This window comes from Amycolatopsis sp. NPDC004625 (assembly GCF_040609695.1).
Classification (GTDB): Bacteria; Actinomycetota; Actinomycetes; order Mycobacteriales; family Pseudonocardiaceae; genus Amycolatopsis.
Genome location: NZ_JBEXKX010000037.1, coordinates 25,212 through 42,387 on the forward strand (window position 1 = coordinate 25,212; position 17,176 = coordinate 42,387).

The window sequence follows — 17,176 nt, forward strand, 5'->3', positions numbered from 1 at the left end:
TATCTCACTGTGACCTTCGCGTCAGAAAAGCACGTCCGGAGGGCCTCAATACCGTAAACACGCAGCGGCGGCCGGTGAGATCGGACATCATTGCTGGTTTCAAACCGACGAACTGGGGATATTCACCGGGCGGAAGTGGAGGTGCGCCGAGCTGTGCGGAAAATCGAAGAGCCCGCGGTGGGGGTGCTGGACGTCGGCTCGTTCAGCGCCCGGCTCGTGGTGGTGCCGGTCGACGGCTCGCCGCGGGAGCCGCTGCTCAACCACCAGACGCGGCTGCGCCTCGATCGCGAGCTCGACGTCCGTGGCCGGCTCTCCGACCGCGGCATCGAGGCCGTCACGGCCGCCGTCGCCGCCGGCATGACCACCGCCTACCACCACGGCGTCAGCGACGTCTACCCGCTCGCCACCTCCTCGATCCGCGACGCGGCCAACGCAGCCGACGTCGTCCGGCACGTGGCCGGTGAGACCGGCGTCGAGCTGCGGTTCCTCTCCGGCCGCTGCGAGGCCGAGCTGACCTACCTCGCCGCCCGTCGCTGGTACGCCGACGACTCCGGGCCGATGCTGGTGCTCGACATCGGCGGCGGGACGGTCGAGCTCGCGGCCGGCCGCGGCGAGAAGGCGACCTTCGCGCGCTCGCTCCCGCTGGGCGCCCGGTCGATGACACGGGACTGGCTGCCGACCGAGCGCGTGTCGAACAAGCAGGTCAAGGCCCTGCGCGCGCACGCCCTCGACGTCGTGACCACCACGCTCGGGGCCGCCGAGGTCGAGGACCCGCGGGTCGTCGGCTGCTCGAAGGTGCTGCAGCAGCTCGCGCGGCTCGCCGGCGCTCGGCCCGGCAAGTGCAAGGAACTGCGCCTCGACGACCTGCGCGCGTGGATCCCACGGCTCGCCGCGCTGCCGCCCTCGAAGCGGGCCGAACTGCCCGGCATCTCCCGCAGCCGCGCCCACCAGGCCCTGGCCGGCGCGATCGTCGCGGAAGCCCTGCTGGCGGTGGCCGGGGGCCCGGTGACGATCTGCCCGTGGTCGACGCGCGACGGCTTGCTGCTCAGCCTGCAGGACAAGGCACGGGCGGCGGCGAAGCGCGCGGCCTGATCCGCTGGCCCCGGCCGGGAAAACCGGGTATTCCGGAAAGCATGAGCGAGCAGCAGCGCATCCACGGCCGTGACGACGAAGACGACGAGCTCCCTCAGCTCCCGACCCCGGGGCAGCTGACGCACGACGTGCCGACCGCCCCCGACCCGGACGTCAACCCGGGTGGGACCGAGGAAGTCCCGGCCCCACCCGCTCGGGAAGACGTCGTCAGCGACCTTCCTCGGTGATCGGGTTAGCCGGTTCCGCGTACTGACGCACCGCCTCCGAGTCCCGCCGCATCGGTGCCCGGCCGGGCGGCTGCTTCGGCGTCGGGCCGGCGTCGATCTTCGGGATCGGGTACCGCTGCGGCTGCGCGGTGATGGTGATCCGCTCGCCGTGGTGCAGCACTTCGAGGGGCTCGCCGGCCACCACGTGGTAGGTCACCTGGTCGGGGTCGATCTCGACCTGGAACCGGGTGCCGCGGAACATCAGGCGGAAGGTGATCCGCCCGAGCTGCGGGGGCAGCCGCGGGGCGAACGCCAGCGTCCCGCCGTGGTCGCGCAGGCCGCCGAACCCGGCCACGGCGCCCTGCCACGCCCCGGCCAGCGACGCCATGTGCAGGCCGTTGCGGACGTTGTTGTGCACGTCGTGCAGGTCGGTCAGCGCGGCTTCGGCGAGGTAGTCGTAGGCCAGTTCCAGGTGGCCCACCTCGGCCGCGATGACCGCCTGCGTCCCCGCCGAAAGGGAGGAATCGCGCACGGTCCGCGCTTCGTAGTAGGCGAAGTTGCGGGCCTTCTCCTCCGGGCTGAACGAGTCGCCGCACAGGTGCAGCGCCAGCACCAGGTCCGCCTGCTTCACCACCTGCTTGCGGTACAGGTCGAAGTACGGGTAGTGCAGCAGCAGCGGGTAGTGCGCCGGATCGGTGTCCTCGTAGTCCCACTCGTCGTGGTCGAGGAACCCCTCCGACTGCGGGTGCACGCCGAGTTCTCCGTCGTAGGGCAGGTACATCGCCGCGGCGGCCGCGCGCCAGGAGTCCAGCTCGACGGTGTCGACGCCGAACCGCGCGGCGACCTCCGGGTGCCGCTCGCACGACTCCGCCGCCGCCTGCAGGTTCCGCCGCGCCATCAGGTTCGTGTAGACGTTGTTGTCCGCCACCGCGGAGTACTCGTCCGGCCCGGTGACGCCGTCGATGCGGAACGTGCCGTGCCGGTCGTGGTGGCCCAGCGACGCCCACAGCCGCGCGGTTTCCAGCAGCAGTTCGGTGCCGTAGTCGCGTTCGAACTCCTCGTCGCCGGTCGCGTTGAGGTAGCGCAGGACGGCGTCGGCGATGTCCGCGCTGACGTGGAACGCCGCCGTGCCCGCCGGCCAGTACGCCGAGCACTCGGCGCCGTTGATCGACCGCCACGGGAACGCCGCGCCGCGCAACCCCAGCTGGTGGGCGCGTTCGCGGGCTTTGTCCATTGTGGAGTGCCGCCAGCGGAGGGCGTCGCGCGCCGCGTCCGGGATGGTGTAGGTGAGCACCGGCAGCACGAAGGACTCGGTGTCCCAGAAGGCGTGCCCGTCGTAGCCGGGCCCGGTCAGCCCCTTGCCGGCGATCGCGCGGCTTTCGCCGCGGGCCCCGGCCTGCAGGATGTGGAAGAGCGCGAACCGGACGGCCTGCTGCAGCTCGGGATCGCCCTCGATCTCGATGTCCGACGTCCGCCAGTAGTCGTCGAGGAACTCGCGCTGCTCGGTGAGCAGGCCCTTCCAGGTCGTCTGGCGGGCGCCGGCCAGGGCCGCCTCGACCTGGGACCGCAGCGCGGGCACCGAGCGCTGCGCCGACCAGCCGTAGGCGAGGAACTTGGTGATGCGCAGCCGCCCGCCCTTCGGCACGTCGACCGCGACGGTCAGCCGGGCGAGGTCCTCTTCGGAGTGGATGCGGGCGCGGATCCCGTCGTCCACCTCGATCTTGTGGTCCATCGCCGCGGCCATCCGCAGCCCGGAGCGGCGGGTCTGGTGCACCAGCACGGCGTTGTAGTCCGACGCGCGGTGGAACTCGCCGACCAGCGGCGACTCCAGCGCGGCGGCCACCCGCGGGTCGCTCGTGTCGGACTCGATCGGCTCGTTGGCCAGCAGGTCGGACTGGACGACCAGCTGCAGGTCTTCGTCGAGCGGCTCGACCTCGTAGCGGATCGCGGCGATCGCGCGCTGGGTGAACGACACGAGCCGTTCGGTGCGCACGCGGACCCGCCGCCCGGTCGGCGACGACCACTCGGTGGTCCGCGACAGCGTGCCCTTGCGGAAGTCCAGCACCCGGTCGTGCGCGGTGGCCGCGCCGTAGCGCATGTCGAGCGGTTCGTCCTCGACCAGCAGCCGGATGATCTTGCCGTCGGTCACGTTGACGACGGTCTGGCCCTCTTCCGGGTAGCCGTAGCCGGCCTCGGCGTAGGGGAGTTCGTGCTGTTCGTAGAAGCCGTTGAGGTAGGTGCCGGGCAGCCCGCGCGGCTCGGCCTCCTCGAGGGTGCCCCGCAGCCCGATGTGGCCGTTGGACACCGCGAACGCCGATTCGGTGCGCTGCAGGGCGTCGACGTCCATGCCGCGCCACCGCAGTTCCCACGGCGAGCATTCGTAGCCGTGCGGTTCGGTCATCGGTCCTCCAGCAGGTCGGCGAGGTCGTCCACGACGATGTCGGCCCCGTGGGCCCGCAGTTCCGCGGCCTGGTCCGCGCGGTTCACGCCGACCACGTACCCGAAGCCGCCGGCCTTCCCGGCCTGGACGCCGGACTGGGCGTCCTCGAAGACGGCCGCGTGCGCGGGCTCGACGCCGAGCGCGGCGGCGCCGGCCAGGAACGAGTCCGGGGCCGGCTTGCCCTTGAGGTGCTGTTCGCGGATGACGATGCCGTCGACGCGCGCCTCGACGTACTTGCTCAGGTCGCCGCCGTCGAGGACCTTCGCGCCGTTGGCCGACGACGTCACGACGGCGATCCGCAGCCCGGCGGCTTTCACCGCTTCGAGGTAGCGCACCGAACCCGGGTAGGGGTTGACGCCGCGCTCGTCGATGATCTTGAGGACCAGTTCGTTCTTGCGGTTGCCCACGCCGTTGACGGTCGGGGCGTCCACCGGGTCGTCCGGTTCGCCCTCGGGCAGCGTGATCCCCCGTGATCGCAGGAACTCCCGCACGCCGTCGGCGCGCGGGCGGCCGTCCACAAAGGCCGCGTAGTCGTGGTCGGTGAACTCGCTGAAGCCAGCGCCGTCGCGCGCGCGGAGGAACTCGTCGAACGTCCGCTTCCACGCTTCGCGGTGGAGGATCGCCGTCCCGGTCAGTACTCCGTCGAGGTCGAACAGGCAGGCGGTGATGGTCTCGGGCAATCCCGTCGTCATGCCCGCACGCTACCGGTCGCGGGTGTCGTTCGCGGGGTGTGGCCGGACCCGGTGGATGAGTTCGTGGACCGTCGCGTCCGCCAGGCGGTACCGGACCACCCGGCCGGTGCGTTGCGGCGTGACCAGGCCGTGGGCCCGCAGCAGCCGCAGGGCCTGCGACACCGCGGTGTCGGTCATGCCGGTCGCCGCGGCGAGGTCGGTGACGCTGATCTCGCGGGCGTAGTGGATGGAGACCAGCAGCGCGAGCCGGGACGGGTCGGCGACCACGGAGAAGCGCCGGGCCCACTCGTCGATGACGGCGCGGTCGCCGAGCCCGTCGACCGCGGCCGCGACGCGTTCCGGGTCGATCAGCTTGCGGTCGGTGCTCACCCGGCGATGATTCCACCCGCGGCGCGGGCGGACCACCGGTGGCCTGGGTCACGCGTGCTTGACGCCGCTCGGGTCCGGGGGCGAGGCTGCGATTAAGACAGCTGTCATAGTCCTCGAGGAGCCGGCATGACCGACGTCGCAGCACAGGTCCGTTCTAAGACCGTCACCTGGCAGGACCCGCTGGCGTCCGCCCGGCTCGGCGCCACCATGTCCGGCCTGGAGTACATGACGGCGATCGCCGAGGGCCGCGTCCCGCCGGCCCCGATCGCCGCGCACTTCGGGATGCGCTGGGAGCACATCGCGGTGGGCGAGGTCGTCGCGGTCGCCGAGCCCGACGAGTCCCTGTACAACCCGATCGGCATGGTCCACGGCGGGGTGGCGGCGACGATGCTGGACTCGGTGATCGGCTGCGCGGTCCACACGACGCTCCCGGCGGGCGTCGGCTACGCGTCGGTGGAGCTGAAGGTGAACTACCTGCGCGCGATCCACGCGGGCCGCGGCGAGATCCGCGCGACGGGCCGGGTGGTGAAGGAGGGTTCGCGGATCGCGTTCGCCGACGGCGAGATCCGCGACGCCGCGGGCAGGCTGCTGGCCACGGCGTCGGGGACGTGCGTGATCACCCCGGCTGCTTGACGTCCCAGTGCTCGACGAGCAGGCCGTCCTCGACGCGGAGGATGTCGACGACGGCGGTGCCGCCCACGTGCAGGTGCACGACGACGAGGTCGTCCTCCGCGACGACGTGCTCGATTTCCGCCGTCGCGCCGGCCAGCGGCGAGTTGCGCACCGCGTCGGTGAACGCTTCCCGGCCGGAGGGCAGGCCGGGGCTGTGGGTGACGAAGCCGGGGTGCAGCGCGGCCTTCGCGGCTTCGAAGTCCTTGTGCACGAAGAGGTTTTCGAGGCAGGTGACGACGATCGTGCGGGGGGTTTCGCTCATGCCGCCGATCCTGTGGCCCCGCGCGGCGCGTGTCGATTACGCGCGGGGTAATCACCGCGGCGGCCGGACCCGGCGGCCGCGGATTGCGTCGCCGCCGCCGAGGCGCCCGATGATCGAGGCCAGCAATTCGCGGGCGTCGTCGACGCGTTCGGCGCCGTACTCGGCGATCAGCTCGTCCTGAAGTTCCCGCCGCACTTCGCGGGTCGCCTCGACGGCGGCCCGTGCGTGTGCGGTCAGGTGCAGCAGTTTCGTGCGCGCGTCCGCCGGGTCCGGTTCGCGGCGCAGCAGGCCCCGGCGTTCGAGGTCCGCGACCGCCTTCGACGCCGCCTGCTGGGTCACGCCCATCCGTTCGGCCAGCGCGGTGATGGCCAGGGGCGCGGCCAGGACGTGCTGGATCACGACGCCGTCGTTGAACCGCAGGTCGCCGAACCCGTGGTCCGCGAGCCGCCGCTGGGCCTCGTCGGTCATCGCCCAGCCCGCGAAGAGGGCCGTGAGCGAGAGGTCGAGGCTGCTAGGATGCACAACCATGGTTGTGGAGTCTGGCACAGTGCCGGCCGGGCTGGCCGAAGGGTTCGTCCGCGTGGCGCACCGGATCGTCTGGTGCACGCTGGCGACCGTCGACCGGCGGGGCCGGCCGCGTTCCCGCGTGGTCCACCCGATCTGGGTGCACGGGCCCGACGGCCTCACGGGCTGGTTGTTCACCCGGCCGACGCCGGTGAAGCTCGCGCACCTGGCCGCGTCGCCGTACGTGTCGTGCTCGTACTGGGACCCGCAGCACGAGGTGGCGGTCGCGGAGTGCCGCGCGGAGTTCGCCGGCGACGAGGAAACGCGCAAGTACCTGTGGGACCTGTTCGCGTCGACGCCGGAGCCGCTGGGCTACGACCCGAAGATCCTGGGCGGCGAGGACCACCGTGACCCGAAGATCACGGTGCTGCGGTTGACCCCTTGGCGGTTGTCGGCCGGCGGAGAGGCTTGGCGGGCGGCTTAGGGCTCAGTCCCAGGTGACCGGAAGCTGGTCGATCCCGTAGATCGGGTGGGCGTGCCGGAACGGCAGTTCGCCCGTGGGGACGGCGAGCCGGAGCCCGGGCAGGCGCCGCAGCAGCGCGGGCAGCGCGACGCGGAGTTCGAGGCGGGCGAGGTGGTGGCCGAGGCACAGGTGTTCGCCGTGCCCGAAGGCGAGGTGGTGGTTGGGGCTGCGGCCGAAGTCCACCGCGTCGGGGTCGGCGAACTCGCCGGGATCCCGGTTGGCGATGTCGGCGGCGGCGATGACCCCCTCGCCGGCGCGGACGGTGACGCCGCCGAGTTCGACGTCGGCGGTCGCGACGCGGCGGCGGCCGAGGTGGGTGATCGTCAGCAGCCGCAGCAGTTCGTCGACCGCGGCCGCCGGGGCGCCGCTCCGGAAAACCTCGGCGTGCCCGGGGTTGTCGAGCAGGAACGCGGTGGACAGGGCGATCTGGTTGGCGGTGGTCTCGTGGCCGGCGACCAGCAGCAGGATCGCCGTGGCCACCGCGTCGGCCCGCGAAAGGGCGCCGGTGGCGACGGGTCCGGCGGCCAGCCGGCCCAGCAGGTCATCGGTGGGGTGGGTGCTTCGCCGGTGCAGCAGCGTGCCGAGGTAGCGGGCGAGTTCCGCGGTGGCGGCCCGGTTGGCGTCGCCGCCGGCGGAGTCGTCGAGCATCGCGCGGGCGCGGTCCTCGAAGAAGGCGTGGTCTTCGTAGGGCACGCCGAGCAGATCGCTGATGACGGTGGACGGCAGCGGCAGCGCGTAGGCGGCGACCAGATCCGCGGGCCGGGGCCCGGCGGCCAGCTCGTCCAGCAGGCGCGCGGCCGTGCGCTCGATCGCCGGCCGCAGCGCCTCGACGCGGCGCACGGTGAACTCGCCGATGAGCATCCGGCGCACCCGGGTGTGCTCGGGGCCGTCCAGGGAGATGAACGAGCCGCGTCCGGTCCGCCGTCCCCGGCTCGCCGGGCCGCGCGCGGGGTAGCCGGGCCGGGTGGGATCGACGCTGAACCGGCGGTCGGCGAGCACCGCCCGGACGTCCGCGTACCGGGTGAGCAGCCACGGCGTGCTCCCGTCCCAGATCCGGACGCGGGTGATCGGGGTGTCGCGCTGCAGGACGGCCAGCCGGGGCGGCGGCGTGTACGGGCACGCGCGGGGCGGCGGGAAGGCGTCGGTCATGGGTTTTCCTTCCCGGGGGGCTGGTCGGCGAGGCGTTCGAGCAGGGGGGCGGCCAGCCGGAGGACCCCGCGTTCGGTCTCGCCGAGCGCACCGAACGCGGCGGCGAGCCACTCGTCGCGTTCGCGCATGTCGGCTTCCAGGGCGGCCGCCCCCGGCCCGGTGAGGCCGAGGACGACGCTGCGCCCGTCGTCCTCGTTGCGCGACCGGCTGATCAGCCCGTCGGCCTCCAGTTCGGTGAACACCTTCGTCAGCGCCTGCGGCCGTTGCGCGTCGGCGGCGGCGATTTCGCCCGGGCTGCTCGCGCCGTGCCGGGCGAGGTACCCCAGCACGCCCACCTTGGCCGGGCTCAACGCCCCCGCGGAGCGGCTGCCGCGCAACCGCCGCGCGAGCCGGAGCACGCTCCGGCGCACCGCCTGCACTGTCTCGTCGTCCACGAGTTAGTACTATATTCATTACTAAATCTCGGCCGCAAGCGACTGGCACGAGAGTTTTGGTCAACTAGTTGTTACTTCTCGGGTGCTCAGGCTGCGCCGACGCGGCGCTCGAAGACCAAGCCCTCCGCCGCCCGCAGCCCCACGCTGATCGCCCCCGTCAGCACCGCGTCCTCGCCCAGCTCACCCTGGACCACCTTCGGCACCAACGGCGTGAACGCGCGCAACGCCCGGTCGATCGGCTCCAGCAGCAGGTCCGCCGCCGTGCCCATGCCGCCGCCCAGGACGATCAGCTCGGGGTCGATCACCGCCGCCACCGAGGCCACCGTGTACGCCAGGCGGTCCGCCTCCGCCGCCAGCGCCTGGCGGGCCAGCTCGTCGCCCTCGCGGGCCAGGCGGAACACCTCGCGGGCCGATTTCGCCGTGCCCAGGCCGAGTTCGCGGGCGCCCTGGACCACCGACTGGGCGGCCGTCGCCTCTTCGAGGTGGCCGCGGGCCGGTGGGGTCGCCGGTTCGTCGGCCGCGCGCGTGCGGCCGTACGGGAGGTAGCCGATCTCGCCCGCCGCGCCCGTCGCGCCGCGGAACACCCGGCCGTCGACCATCATGCCCATGCCGACGCCGGTGCCGATCGTGATGCAGCCGAACACCGACGCGCCGCGGGCCGCGCCGCTTTCCCACTCGCCGACCGCGGTCAGGTTCGCGTCGTTCTCCACCATCAGGTCCGGGCCCAGTTCCGCTTCGAGGTCGTCGATCAGCCCGGCCCGGCCCCAGCCCGGCAGGTTCGGCGCGTGCCGGAAGCAGCGCTTCTCCGGATCGGCGACGCCGGGGGAGCCGACCACGCGGACAACGATGTCGGCCGCCGAAAGGCCGGCCTCCGCCACCGCCGACGCCGCGATCTTCCCGACCGCCGTCACCAGGGCCGCGCCGGAGCGGGCCGTGTTGCGCTCGTCGCGGCGGGCCACCAGCGCGCGGCCGAGGTCCGACACCGCGACCCGGATGTGCTCGCGGCCGATGTCGACGCCCAGCACGTACCCCGCGGTCGGGTCGGCCTCGTACAGCACGGCCGACCGGCCGGTGCCGGTGGACGTCTGCCCGGTCGGCCGGGCCAGCCCGGCGGCCTCCAGCGCCAGCAGGGCCTGGCTGACCGTCGGCTTCGACAGCCCGGTGTCCTTCGCCACCTGCGGCCGGGTCGCCGGCCCGCCGCGGCGCAGCAGGTCGAGCACCGCCCGCTGGTTGATCTTGCGCATCCCGGCGGGGGTACCGACCGTGGGAACTTCTACGCCGGCCACCCGTGCCCGCCTCCAGTCGTCCTCGTGCTGCCTGCCACGCTAGCCGCCCCGGCCCGGAATACGCCTGCTCCGGGGCCGGTTGACCACGCCATGAGCACTCCGGTACGCGGCCGGGTCCGCGTGGCACAAGGCGCGAAGCGGGTACGGGTGTTCCTCGGCGGGCAGGTCGTCGCGGACACGGTGCACCCCCTCCTGGTGTGGGAAGTTCCGTACTACCCCACGTACTACATCCCGCGCGCGGACGTCGTGAGCGGCGTTCTCACCCCCTCCGGCCGGACGGCGCACTCGCCGAGCCGCGGAGAAGCTGTTCTGTCGACGATAAAGGGTGCCGCGGCCGAGGCGGTGGACGGCGCGCTGGAGTACCCGGATTCGCCGATCGAAGAGCTCCGCGGGCACGTCCGGTTCGAGTTCGGCGCGTTCGACTGGTTCGAAGAGGACGAGCAGATCTTCACCCACCCGCGCGACCCCGGGGTCCGGGTCGACGTCCTGCCGAGCTCCCGGCACGTCCGGATCGAGGTCGGCGGCGTCACGGTCGCCGACTCGGTGCGCCCGCACCTGCTGTTCGAGACCGGCCTGCCGACCCGCTACTACCTGCCCCGCGTCGACGTCCGGATGGACCTGCTGGCCAAGATCGACACGGTGACGCACTGCCCGTACAAGGGCGCCGCCGAGCACTTCGACGTGGCCGGGCAGGAGGACCTCGCCTGGAGTTACCCGACGCCGCTGCCCGAAAGCACCCGCGCGGCCGGCCTGGTGGCGTTCCTCGACGAGAAGGTGGACGTCTACGTCGACGGTGTCCGGCAGGACCGGCCGAAGACCAAGTTCGCCTAAGCGTCCGGCAGCCAGTTCCCGTGGAAGCCCGCGGGCACCCGCTGCGGGAGGTGGACCGTCGCCACGGGCGGCGCGGCGAGGTTCCCGGCGTCGAGCACGACGAGGTCGCTGCGATCCTCCGTCGCGTCGTGGACGTAGGTGAGCAGCCAGCCCTCGCCCGGTTCGGCGGGGACGAACACCGCCTCGCCGGGGGTGTGCCCGGGCGCGAAGACGTGCTCGGTGGCCGTTCCCGCATGCAGGTCGTGGCGGCGCAGGACGTCGCGGCCGGTGACGTGCCCGAAGCGCGCGTCGGACCCGGTGAGCCGGTCGTCGATGCGGGGGAACTCGCCCGGGCGGTCGTCGAGGCGGTCTTCGGCGACCGTGCCGGCCGCGAGGTCGATCGTCCAGCGCCACAGCGACGCCGGTGGGGCCTCGTGGCCCGCCCACCACTGGTGGTCGTAGCGCAGGACGTGCACGACGATCCGGCCGCCGGGCGCGTCGAACGCGTTGAGCGTGTGGAAGACGTAGCACGGCTCGATTTCCAGCCAGCGGACGCCGGCTTCGGGACGGTCGCGGCGCAGCACGCCGAGCCGGGCGCCGTAGCCGGGGTCCCAGCGGTAGGGCATGCCCCGGCCGGCCGAGGCCCGGTCGAACACCACCGGCAGGTCGTAGAACACGACGTGCCCGGCGGTGAGCGCGAAGTCGTGCATCATCGTCAGCCCGGGCACGTCGATCGGCTGCTTGACGACGAGCTTCCCGGCCGCGTCCGCGCGGTAGTAGCCCACGTGCGGCGCGGTGATGCTGCCGTAGCCGAAGAAGTGCAGCTCGCCCGTCGCCGGGCAGATCTTCGGGTGCGCGGTCATCGAGTCGGCCAGTTCGCCGCCGAAGTCGTACACGCCCACGGTTTCGAGGTCCGTCGTGATCTCGTACGGCAGCGACGACTCGACGAGCGCGAGCGTGCGCCCGGCGTGGTTCACCACGTGGGTGTTCGCGACGCTGCTGTGCAGGTTCCGCGTGCCGTCTTCGTGGTACAGCTCGAGATCCGGGTTCTCGAAGCTCTCGGTGCGCACCCAGCGGTTGCGGTACCAGGCGGCGCGGCCGCGTTCGAGGCGGACGCCGTGGACCATGCCGTCGCCGGTGAACCAGTGCGTGCTGTCCCCGCGCGGGTTCGGGCCGTTGCGCAGGTACCAGCCGGTCAGCTCGGGCGGCAGCGCGCCGGTCACCGGCAGGTCGAACGCGGTCAGCTCGTCGGCGACGGGCGCGTAGGCGCCGGTGAGGTGGAAATCGGTCGTGGTCATGCGGCTTCCCGGGCGCGGGCGCGGACGATGCGCGGGTAGCGGATGGTGAAGGAGACGGGGACGGCGAAGCAGAGCACCTTGAGCGCGATCAGGGCGAAGGTGGCGTGCGGCGCGAAGTTCAGCAGGGCGATGCCCGCGATCCCGCCGACGGTGAAGCTCGCCGCCCAGACCGCCGTGATCACGACGTTGACGCGCTTGAAGAGCGGGTTGTCCCAGAGCGACGGCGGGGTGGACAGGCGGGCGATGCCGAGGGTGAACGGCCTGCCGATGGCGAGCGAACCCCAGGCCGTGAGCGCCAGCCACGCGTCGGTCAGTGCGCCGGTGTAGGTCTTCAGCGGCGACGCGGGGAAGGCGAACGCGACCGCGGTGAGCAGGGCGAAGAAGGCGAACCCGCTCCACTCGATGATCAGCGTGTCCGCCGGGCGGCCGTCGCGGCGGGCGAGCAGGAGCAGCGCGGCGGAGATCACCAGGCCGGTCAGCCCGGACCAGCGCCAGTCGAACTGGGTCGCGACCACGGCGAACGCGATCCACGGGAGCAGGCTCTTCAGGTAGTTCACGGTGGTCCTTCCCCTGACGTTCCAATTTTGACATGTCGAAGCTAGAACGTGCCGGTTGGACATGTCAATAGTGGAATGTCAGAATGGGGGCATGAGCCTTCGACACGCGGTGCTGGGGATGCTGGCCGACGAGCCCGGAAGCGGCTACGACCTGCTGAAACGGTTCGAGCGGGCGATGGCCAACGTCTGGCCGGCGACGCAGAGCCAGCTCTACGGCGAGCTCGGCAAGCTGGAGACCGCGGGCCTGATCCGCGTTGTCGCCGAGGGGCCGCGCGGGCGCAAGGAGTACGAGATCACCGACGCCGGGCTCGCGGAGCTGCGGCACTGGCTGGTCGAGGTCTCCCCGGGCGGCCCGCCGCGCAGTGCCGGCTTGCTGCGGGTGTACTTCCTCGGCTCGGTCGCCCCGGAGCAGGCGCGCGGTTACCTCGCGACGCTCGGTGAGTCAGGACGCGAGCGGGAAGAACGGCTTGAGGAACTGGAAACCACGATCGACTGGGGTGCGGACAACCAGTCGCTGTACGGGCGCCTGGTTTTGGAGTGGGGCAAGCGGTTCTCGGCCATGCAGCGCGAGTGGGCGGAGTGGGCGGTCAAGCAGGTCGAGTGACCGGTGTATAACGGCCTGCACGGCACCGCTCAGGCCGCGTGGCGCCCGTGGGCCTGGCGCCGGAAACCGCGTGCCCGTGCGCGTCCCGCCGCCGGGGCGTCCACAGTGGATCCCGGCGTCGACTCGCCACCGTCGGCCGTCGCCGCGGGAACCGGGGTACCCCGGCCGTGGTGCGCCCGGTGCACCGCGTACAGCAACGCCAGGCCCAGCACCACGAGCAGGTGCGTCGCCAGCCGCGACAGCGTCACCTGGCCCGCCGCCAGGTCGCCCGCCGACCACACCAGGAGCACGCCGACGAACCCGGTCAGCAGCGGCAGCTGACCGCCCGCCGTCGCGGGGCGCAGGGCCGCCGTCAGCAGGCCGATGCCGACCGCCAGGTTCCACGCGCCGCTTTCGTGGCCGAGGTGGACGCCGCCGTGCGCCGTCCCGAGCAGCTGCGCGAACGCCAGCCCGAGCTGGGCGATCGCCACCACGGTCAACGCGATCCGCAGCCCCCAGCCCTCGCCGGACGGCGCCGGCGTGCGTTCGAGGATCGCCGCGGTGAGGTCCGGCACCGGCGGCGCCGGGCGCAGCAGCATCGCGCGTCGCAGCCGTTCCGCGCCGGCGAACCACTCCTGGCAGGCGACGCAGGACGTCAGGTGCTCGTCGGGCGGCACCGGCTCGGCCTCGCCGTCCAAGCGGGCCGAAAGCGCTTCACGGCAGTCCTCGCACTTCATGGTCCAGTAGTCGGACGGCGGATCCGCCGAGTTCCCGATCACTGCTAAGTTCCGGATCATGACCCACCGTGAGGACGACGACCGCGTCACGGCCCTCGCCCTGTCCGCCGGCCGCGGTGACCGGCGGGCCCTGGAGGCGTGGGTCCGCGCCACCCAGGCCGACGTCTGGCGTTTCCTCGCGCACCTCACCGACGCCGCCGCGGCCGACGATCTGACGCAGGAGACCTACCTTCGCGCCTTCGGCAGCCTTCGCCGCTTCGCGGGACGTTCGTCGTCGCGGACGTGGCTGCTGGCCATCGCGCGCCGGGTGGTCGTCGACCAGATCCGCGCGGCCGGCGCGCGGCCCAAGATCGCCGACACCGACTGGGAAGCCGCCGCCGAACGCACCCGCGGCCCCGCGGCCGGCTTCGAGGACCTCGTCGAACTGGGCCTGCTGCTCGACGGGCTGGAACCCGAGCGCCGCGAGGTCCTCGTGCTGACCCAGGTGCTCGGGCTGTCCTACGCCGAGGCCGCCGACGTCTGCGGCTGCCCGGTCGGCACCGTCCGCTCCCGGGTGGCTCGCGCCCGCGAGGACCTGATCCAGGCCCGGCGCGCCCGTGGGGCCGGCTGAACCAGCCCGTTGCGCCGTCCGGCACTGTGGCGGCGCACACATTCGGCGGCTTCCGCTGTCATCTCGTCACAGAGATGCGCCGACGCGGCTACTCCGCGTTGACGACCGGTCGAGGGCTCCTTAGCGTGGCGCGCACCCCGCCACTTCCCAGCAAGGGATCCCCGATGGCCCGTCCCACCACCGAAGCCGCCGACGCCGCCGAGCCCGGGCAGGTCGGCCGCCGCCGCTTCCTGACCTACCTCGTCGCCGCGCCCACGCTCACCGTCGCCACGAAACTCACCGCCGACGCGGTGGCCCCGGGCCGCGCCGAAGCCGTCGTCCCGACCCTGCCGCAGCCGGCAGAAATCCTCGACCTCGGGGACGTGCTGACGCTGTCGTGCGCGCCGACCGCCGGGATGCTCGTGCTCGAAATGACGTCCGACGGCCGGGCGCGGCTGCAGCTGCCGCGCGCCGAGGTCGGCCAGGGCATCACCACCGCGACCGCGATGCTCGTCGCCGAAGAGCTGGACCTGCCGCTCGACCGCGTCGACGTCGTGCTGTCGGACGCCCGCACCGAGCTGCTGTTCAACCAGCTCACCGGCGGGTCGAACACCATGCGTTCGCTGTACGACCCGGTCCGCGGCACGGCGGCGACCGCCCGCGCCCGGATGGTCGCCGCGGCCGCGGCGCAGTGGGGCACGGACGCGTCGCGACTGTCCACACGCGACGGTGCGGTGTGGGCGCCCGACGGCCGCAGCGCCTCCTACGGCGTCCTCGCCGGGCCCGCGGCCCGCTCCGGCCTGAGCGTCGGCGTGATCCAGCCGAAGCCCGAGTCGGCGCACACGCTCGTCGGGACGCCCACCTCGCGCAAGGACGCCCGCGCGATGGTCACCGGCAAGCAGGTCTACACGCTCGACCTCGACGTCCCCGGCGCCAACCCGGTGATGGTGCGGCGCCCGCCGACGATCAACGGCACGGTGCAGACGGTCAACAACGAGGCCGCGGTCCGGGCCATGCCGGGGATCATCGACATCGCCGTCGTGCCGACCGGGGTCGCGGTGATGGCCGAGACCTTCGGCCAGGCCCTCGACGGCAAGAACGCCCTCGACGTCACCTGGGGCCCGGGCACGGTCGACGGCGAAAACAACGAGACCATCAAGAAGAAGCTGCGGGCCGCCGCGCTGCCGTTCGTGGTGCCGCCGCTGCTGACGCAGTACGTCGACGGCGAGTTCGACTTCGCCTTCGCCAGCCACGCGCCGATGGAGTCGAACTCCGCGGTCGCCGACGTCCGCGAGGACAGCGCGACCATCTGGGCCGGGCTGAAGTCGCCGATCGTCGCCAAGCAGACCATCGCGCAGGAGCTGGGCCTGCCGGAGAACAAGGTCACCGTGCACGTCCAGCAGGGCGGCGGGTCGTTCGGGCGCCGGCTGTTCTTCGACGCGGCCCTCGAAGCCGCGCACATCTCGAAGGCGATGAAGAAGCCCGTCCGGCTGATGTGGAGCCGCATCGACGACATGCGCCACGGCCGCGGGCGCGCGGCGAGCTACCACCGGATCCGCGCGACCTTCGCGCTCGGGCAGGTGCTCACGTTCGAACACCGCGTCGCGAGCGTCGAAACCGACTGGAGTCACGGGCTCGGCGAGATCCTCACGGCCTTCGCGGCGAAGCTGCCCGTCGGCGGCAACCTCAGCTTCGCGCAGACGGTGTTCCTGCTGACCGTGAAGTCGCCGTACAACTTCGGCGTCACCACGCAGCTGCTCAACGAGGTGCCGCTGAAGTTCCACACCTCGGCGTGGCGGTCGGTCTACTCGGCGAACACCCGCGGCGCCGAAGAGATCATGGTCGACGAGATCGCCGCGAAGCTCGGGAAGGACCCGGTGGCCTTCCGCCGTGAGTTCGTCAAGGAAGAGCGGCAGCGCGCGGTGCTCGACAAGGTCGCCGAGCTCGGCGAGTGGGGCAAGAAGATGCCCGCCGGGTTCGCGCAGGGCATCGCCGTGCACGGCGAGTACAAGTCCTACACCGCCTGCCTGGTCGAGCTCGACGCCCGGGACCCGAAGCACCCCCGCGTCACCAGGGCGACCATCGCGGTCGACGTCGGCAAGCCGGTGAACCCGCGGGGGATCCAGGCGCAGATGCTCGGCGGGCTGACCGACGCGATCTCCACGACGCTCACCGCGGGCCTGCACATCGACCAGGGCCTGCCGCTGGAAGGCAGCTACTCGCAGTTCCACTACGCGCGGCAGAAGAACTCGCCGGTGGACGTCCAGGTGCACGTCATGCCGGCGACCGGGGACGACATCGGCGGCGCGGGCGAGCTCGGCCTGCCGGCGCCGGTCGGCGCGATCGCCAACGCCTACGCCCGCGCGACCGGGATCAAGCCCCGCAGCTTCCCGATCACCTTCCCGGTCGACTTCGACCCGTTCCCGCGCTGAGGAGAACCATGCCGAACTACACCTTCGTGGTGAACGGGAAGACCGTCACCGTCGACGCGCCCGCCGACCTGCCGATGCTGTGGGCGCTGCGCGACAAGCTCAAGGTCCGCGGGCCGAAGTACGGCTGCGGCATCAACGTCTGCAAGGCCTGCACCAGCCACCTCGACGGCGAGGCGTTCAACCCCTGCGTCACACCGGTTTCGGAGTGCGCCGGGCGCGAGGTCACCACGATCGAGGGCCTGGCCGACGGCGACGAGCTGCACCCGGTCCAGGAAGCCTGGCTGGAGCAGGACGTGGCCCAGTGCGGCTACTGCCAGCCGGGCCAGATCATGGCGGCGGTGGCGCTGCTGAAGAAGACGAAGAACCCGACGGACGCCGACATCGACGCGATCCAGAACGTCTGCCGCTGCGGCACCTACTTCCGGATCCGGGAGGCGATCAAGAGCGCGGCCGCGAAGCTGGCCTGACGCGGATGCGGAGGTTCCACAGAAGAACCTCCGCATTCGCGGTTTCTGTAGCAAGTTCACCCGAACGTGGTGCC

General features: G+C 72.4%; 20 protein-coding genes. 9 read left to right on the top strand and 11 right to left on the bottom strand.

Going from position 1 to position 17,176, the window contains the following annotated elements; genetic code table 11:
• Positions 1-153 precede the first annotated feature (153 nt).
• Both ABZW17_RS33320 and ABZW17_RS33325 read left to right on the top strand, forming a co-directional pair.
• Positions 154-1,092, top strand: a complete 939-nt coding sequence (locus ABZW17_RS33320) for an exopolyphosphatase (protein WP_354823074.1) — start codon at positions 154-156, stop codon at positions 1,090-1,092.
• A 41-nt stretch (positions 1,093-1,133) separates the two neighbouring features.
• Entirely contained in the window at positions 1,134-1,319 is a 186-nt protein-coding gene (locus tag ABZW17_RS33325) for a hypothetical protein (protein WP_354823076.1), read from the top strand.
• On the opposite strand, the gene ABZW17_RS33330 is transcribed toward ABZW17_RS33325, so the two are convergent.
• Genes ABZW17_RS33330 through ABZW17_RS33340 form a run of 3 tightly spaced genes read right to left on the bottom strand, consistent with a single transcriptional unit; the run spans position 1,300 to position 4,799 of the window.
• On the bottom strand, positions 1,300-3,699 hold the full coding sequence (locus ABZW17_RS33330; RefSeq protein WP_354823078.1) for a glycosyl hydrolase family 65 protein: 2,400 nt from the start codon (positions 3,697-3,699) through the stop codon (positions 1,300-1,302). The genes ABZW17_RS33325 and ABZW17_RS33330 overlap by 20 nt on opposite strands.
• A complete protein-coding gene (locus ABZW17_RS33335; RefSeq protein ID WP_354823080.1) occupies positions 3,696-4,430 on the bottom strand; it encodes a beta-phosphoglucomutase family hydrolase in 735 nt (244 codons plus the stop codon). Before ABZW17_RS33335 ends, ABZW17_RS33330 begins: the two co-directional genes overlap by 4 nt.
• A 9-nt stretch (positions 4,431-4,439) precedes the next feature.
• Positions 4,440-4,799, bottom strand: coding sequence for a metalloregulator ArsR/SmtB family transcription factor (locus ABZW17_RS33340; protein WP_354823081.1), 360 nt, complete (start codon positions 4,797-4,799; stop codon positions 4,440-4,442).
• Positions 4,800-4,925: 126 nt separating this feature from the next.
• On the opposite strand from ABZW17_RS33340, the gene ABZW17_RS33345 reads away from it, so the two are divergent.
• Positions 4,926-5,432 carry a PaaI family thioesterase gene (locus ABZW17_RS33345; protein ID WP_354823082.1) on the top strand — a complete coding sequence of 169 codons (507 nt, stop codon included), beginning with the start codon at positions 4,926-4,928 and terminating at the stop codon, positions 5,430-5,432.
• Here ABZW17_RS33345 and ABZW17_RS33350 read toward each other — a convergent pair.
• Complete coding sequence (locus tag ABZW17_RS33350; protein WP_354823084.1) at positions 5,416-5,733, bottom strand: nuclear transport factor 2 family protein; 318 nt, start codon at positions 5,731-5,733, stop codon at positions 5,416-5,418. The two genes, ABZW17_RS33345 and ABZW17_RS33350, sit on opposite strands and share 17 nt — an antisense overlap.
• 51 nt (positions 5,734-5,784) lie before the next feature.
• Positions 5,785-6,261, bottom strand: a complete 477-nt coding sequence (locus ABZW17_RS33355) for a MarR family transcriptional regulator (protein WP_354823086.1) — start codon at positions 6,259-6,261, stop codon at positions 5,785-5,787.
• Here ABZW17_RS33355 and ABZW17_RS33360 point away from each other — a divergent pair.
• The gene (locus tag ABZW17_RS33360; protein ID WP_354823088.1) at positions 6,260-6,721 is read left to right on the top strand and encodes a pyridoxamine 5'-phosphate oxidase family protein; all 462 of its coding nucleotides are present in this window, start codon (positions 6,260-6,262) and stop codon (positions 6,719-6,721) included. The genes ABZW17_RS33355 and ABZW17_RS33360 overlap by 2 nt on opposite strands.
• A gap of 3 nt (positions 6,722-6,724) precedes the next feature.
• Here ABZW17_RS33360 and ABZW17_RS33365 read toward each other — a convergent pair whose 3' ends face one another.
• From ABZW17_RS33365 to ABZW17_RS33375, 3 genes are all read right to left on the bottom strand, one after another.
• Complete coding sequence (locus ABZW17_RS33365; RefSeq protein WP_354823090.1) at positions 6,725-7,909, bottom strand: cytochrome P450; 1,185 nt, start codon at positions 7,907-7,909, stop codon at positions 6,725-6,727.
• Positions 7,906-8,343, bottom strand: a complete 438-nt coding sequence (locus ABZW17_RS33370; protein ID WP_354823092.1) for a MarR family transcriptional regulator — start codon at positions 8,341-8,343, stop codon at positions 7,906-7,908. The genes ABZW17_RS33365 and ABZW17_RS33370 overlap by 4 nt, the downstream gene beginning before the upstream one ends.
• Positions 8,344-8,429: 86 nt before the next feature.
• Positions 8,430-9,629 carry an ROK family protein gene (locus ABZW17_RS33375; protein WP_354823094.1) on the bottom strand — a complete coding sequence of 400 codons (1,200 nt, stop codon included), beginning with the start codon at positions 9,627-9,629 and terminating at the stop codon, positions 8,430-8,432.
• A 90-nt stretch (positions 9,630-9,719) separates the two neighbouring features.
• Here ABZW17_RS33375 and ABZW17_RS33380 point away from each other — a divergent pair, with 90 nt between their 5' ends.
• Positions 9,720-10,460 carry a DUF427 domain-containing protein gene (locus ABZW17_RS33380; protein ID WP_354823096.1) on the top strand — a complete coding sequence of 247 codons (741 nt, stop codon included), beginning with the start codon at positions 9,720-9,722 and terminating at the stop codon, positions 10,458-10,460.
• On the opposite strand, the gene ABZW17_RS33385 is transcribed toward ABZW17_RS33380, so the two are convergent.
• Together ABZW17_RS33385 and ABZW17_RS33390 are read right to left on the bottom strand one after the other, a co-directional pair.
• Positions 10,457-11,737 (bottom strand): carotenoid oxygenase family protein, encoded by a 1,281-nt coding sequence (locus tag ABZW17_RS33385; protein WP_354823098.1) that lies wholly within the window; start codon positions 11,735-11,737, stop codon positions 10,457-10,459. The two genes, ABZW17_RS33380 and ABZW17_RS33385, sit on opposite strands and share 4 nt — an antisense overlap.
• Positions 11,734-12,294: a hypothetical protein gene (locus ABZW17_RS33390; protein WP_354823100.1), complete on the bottom strand. Its 561-nt coding sequence runs from the start codon at positions 12,292-12,294 to the stop codon at positions 11,734-11,736. The genes ABZW17_RS33385 and ABZW17_RS33390 overlap by 4 nt, the downstream gene beginning before the upstream one ends.
• A gap of 91 nt (positions 12,295-12,385) precedes the next feature.
• On the opposite strand from ABZW17_RS33390, the gene ABZW17_RS33395 reads away from it, so the two are divergent.
• Positions 12,386-12,898 carry a helix-turn-helix transcriptional regulator gene (locus ABZW17_RS33395; protein ID WP_354823102.1) on the top strand — a complete coding sequence of 171 codons (513 nt, stop codon included), beginning with the start codon at positions 12,386-12,388 and terminating at the stop codon, positions 12,896-12,898.
• Positions 12,899-12,927: 29 nt separating this feature from the next.
• Here ABZW17_RS33395 and ABZW17_RS33400 read toward each other — a convergent pair whose 3' ends face one another.
• Positions 12,928-13,674 (bottom strand): hypothetical protein, encoded by a 747-nt coding sequence (locus ABZW17_RS33400; protein ID WP_354823104.1) that lies wholly within the window; start codon positions 13,672-13,674, stop codon positions 12,928-12,930.
• Here ABZW17_RS33400 and sigC point away from each other — a divergent pair.
• The 3 genes from sigC to ABZW17_RS33415 all read left to right on the top strand — a co-directional run bounded on the left by sigC (position 13,673) and on the right by ABZW17_RS33415 (position 17,102).
• Entirely contained in the window at positions 13,673-14,224 is a 552-nt protein-coding gene (gene sigC / locus ABZW17_RS33405; RefSeq protein ID WP_354823106.1) for an RNA polymerase sigma factor SigC, read from the top strand. The two genes, ABZW17_RS33400 and sigC, sit on opposite strands and share 2 nt — an antisense overlap.
• 164 nt (positions 14,225-14,388) lie before the next feature.
• Positions 14,389-16,635 carry a molybdopterin cofactor-binding domain-containing protein gene (locus ABZW17_RS33410; RefSeq protein ID WP_354823108.1) on the top strand — a complete coding sequence of 749 codons (2,247 nt, stop codon included), beginning with the start codon at positions 14,389-14,391 and terminating at the stop codon, positions 16,633-16,635.
• A gap of 8 nt (positions 16,636-16,643) precedes the next feature.
• A complete protein-coding gene (locus tag ABZW17_RS33415) occupies positions 16,644-17,102 on the top strand; it encodes a (2Fe-2S)-binding protein (RefSeq protein WP_013224858.1) in 459 nt (152 codons plus the stop codon).
• Positions 17,103-17,176 lie beyond the last annotated feature (74 nt).

What these genes read in the sequence shown, in the direction of transcription:
- ABZW17_RS33325 (WP_354823076.1), top strand. Translation starts at nt 1,134, where the DNA reads ATGAGCGAGCAGCAGCGCATCCACGGCCGTGACGACGAAGACGACGAG.
- ABZW17_RS33330 (WP_354823078.1), bottom strand. Translation starts at nt 3,699, where the DNA reads ATGACCGAACCGCACGGCTACGAATGCTCGCCGTGGGAACTGCGGTGG.
- ABZW17_RS33335 (WP_354823080.1), bottom strand. Translation starts at nt 4,430, where the DNA reads ATGACGACGGGATTGCCCGAGACCATCACCGCCTGCCTGTTCGACCTC.
- ABZW17_RS33345 (WP_354823082.1), top strand. Translation starts at nt 4,926, where the DNA reads ATGACCGACGTCGCAGCACAGGTCCGTTCTAAGACCGTCACCTGGCAG.
- ABZW17_RS33350 (WP_354823084.1), bottom strand. Translation starts at nt 5,733, where the DNA reads ATGAGCGAAACCCCCCGCACGATCGTCGTCACCTGCCTCGAAAACCTC.
- ABZW17_RS33360 (WP_354823088.1), top strand. Translation starts at nt 6,260, where the DNA reads ATGGTTGTGGAGTCTGGCACAGTGCCGGCCGGGCTGGCCGAAGGGTTC.
- ABZW17_RS33355 (WP_354823086.1), bottom strand. Translation starts at nt 6,261, where the DNA reads ATGGTTGTGCATCCTAGCAGCCTCGACCTCTCGCTCACGGCCCTCTTC.
- ABZW17_RS33365 (WP_354823090.1), bottom strand. Translation starts at nt 7,909, where the DNA reads ATGACCGACGCCTTCCCGCCGCCCCGCGCGTGCCCGTACACGCCGCCG.
- ABZW17_RS33380 (WP_354823096.1), top strand. Translation starts at nt 9,720, where the DNA reads ATGAGCACTCCGGTACGCGGCCGGGTCCGCGTGGCACAAGGCGCGAAG.
- ABZW17_RS33385 (WP_354823098.1), bottom strand. Translation starts at nt 11,737, where the DNA reads ATGACCACGACCGATTTCCACCTCACCGGCGCCTACGCGCCCGTCGCC.
- ABZW17_RS33395 (WP_354823102.1), top strand. Translation starts at nt 12,386, where the DNA reads ATGAGCCTTCGACACGCGGTGCTGGGGATGCTGGCCGACGAGCCCGGA.
- sigC (WP_354823106.1), top strand. Translation starts at nt 13,673, where the DNA reads ATGACCCACCGTGAGGACGACGACCGCGTCACGGCCCTCGCCCTGTCC.
- ABZW17_RS33400 (WP_354823104.1), bottom strand. Translation starts at nt 13,674, where the DNA reads ATGATCCGGAACTTAGCAGTGATCGGGAACTCGGCGGATCCGCCGTCC.
- ABZW17_RS33410 (WP_354823108.1), top strand. Translation starts at nt 14,389, where the DNA reads ATGGCCCGTCCCACCACCGAAGCCGCCGACGCCGCCGAGCCCGGGCAG.
- ABZW17_RS33415 (WP_013224858.1), top strand. Translation starts at nt 16,644, where the DNA reads ATGCCGAACTACACCTTCGTGGTGAACGGGAAGACCGTCACCGTCGAC.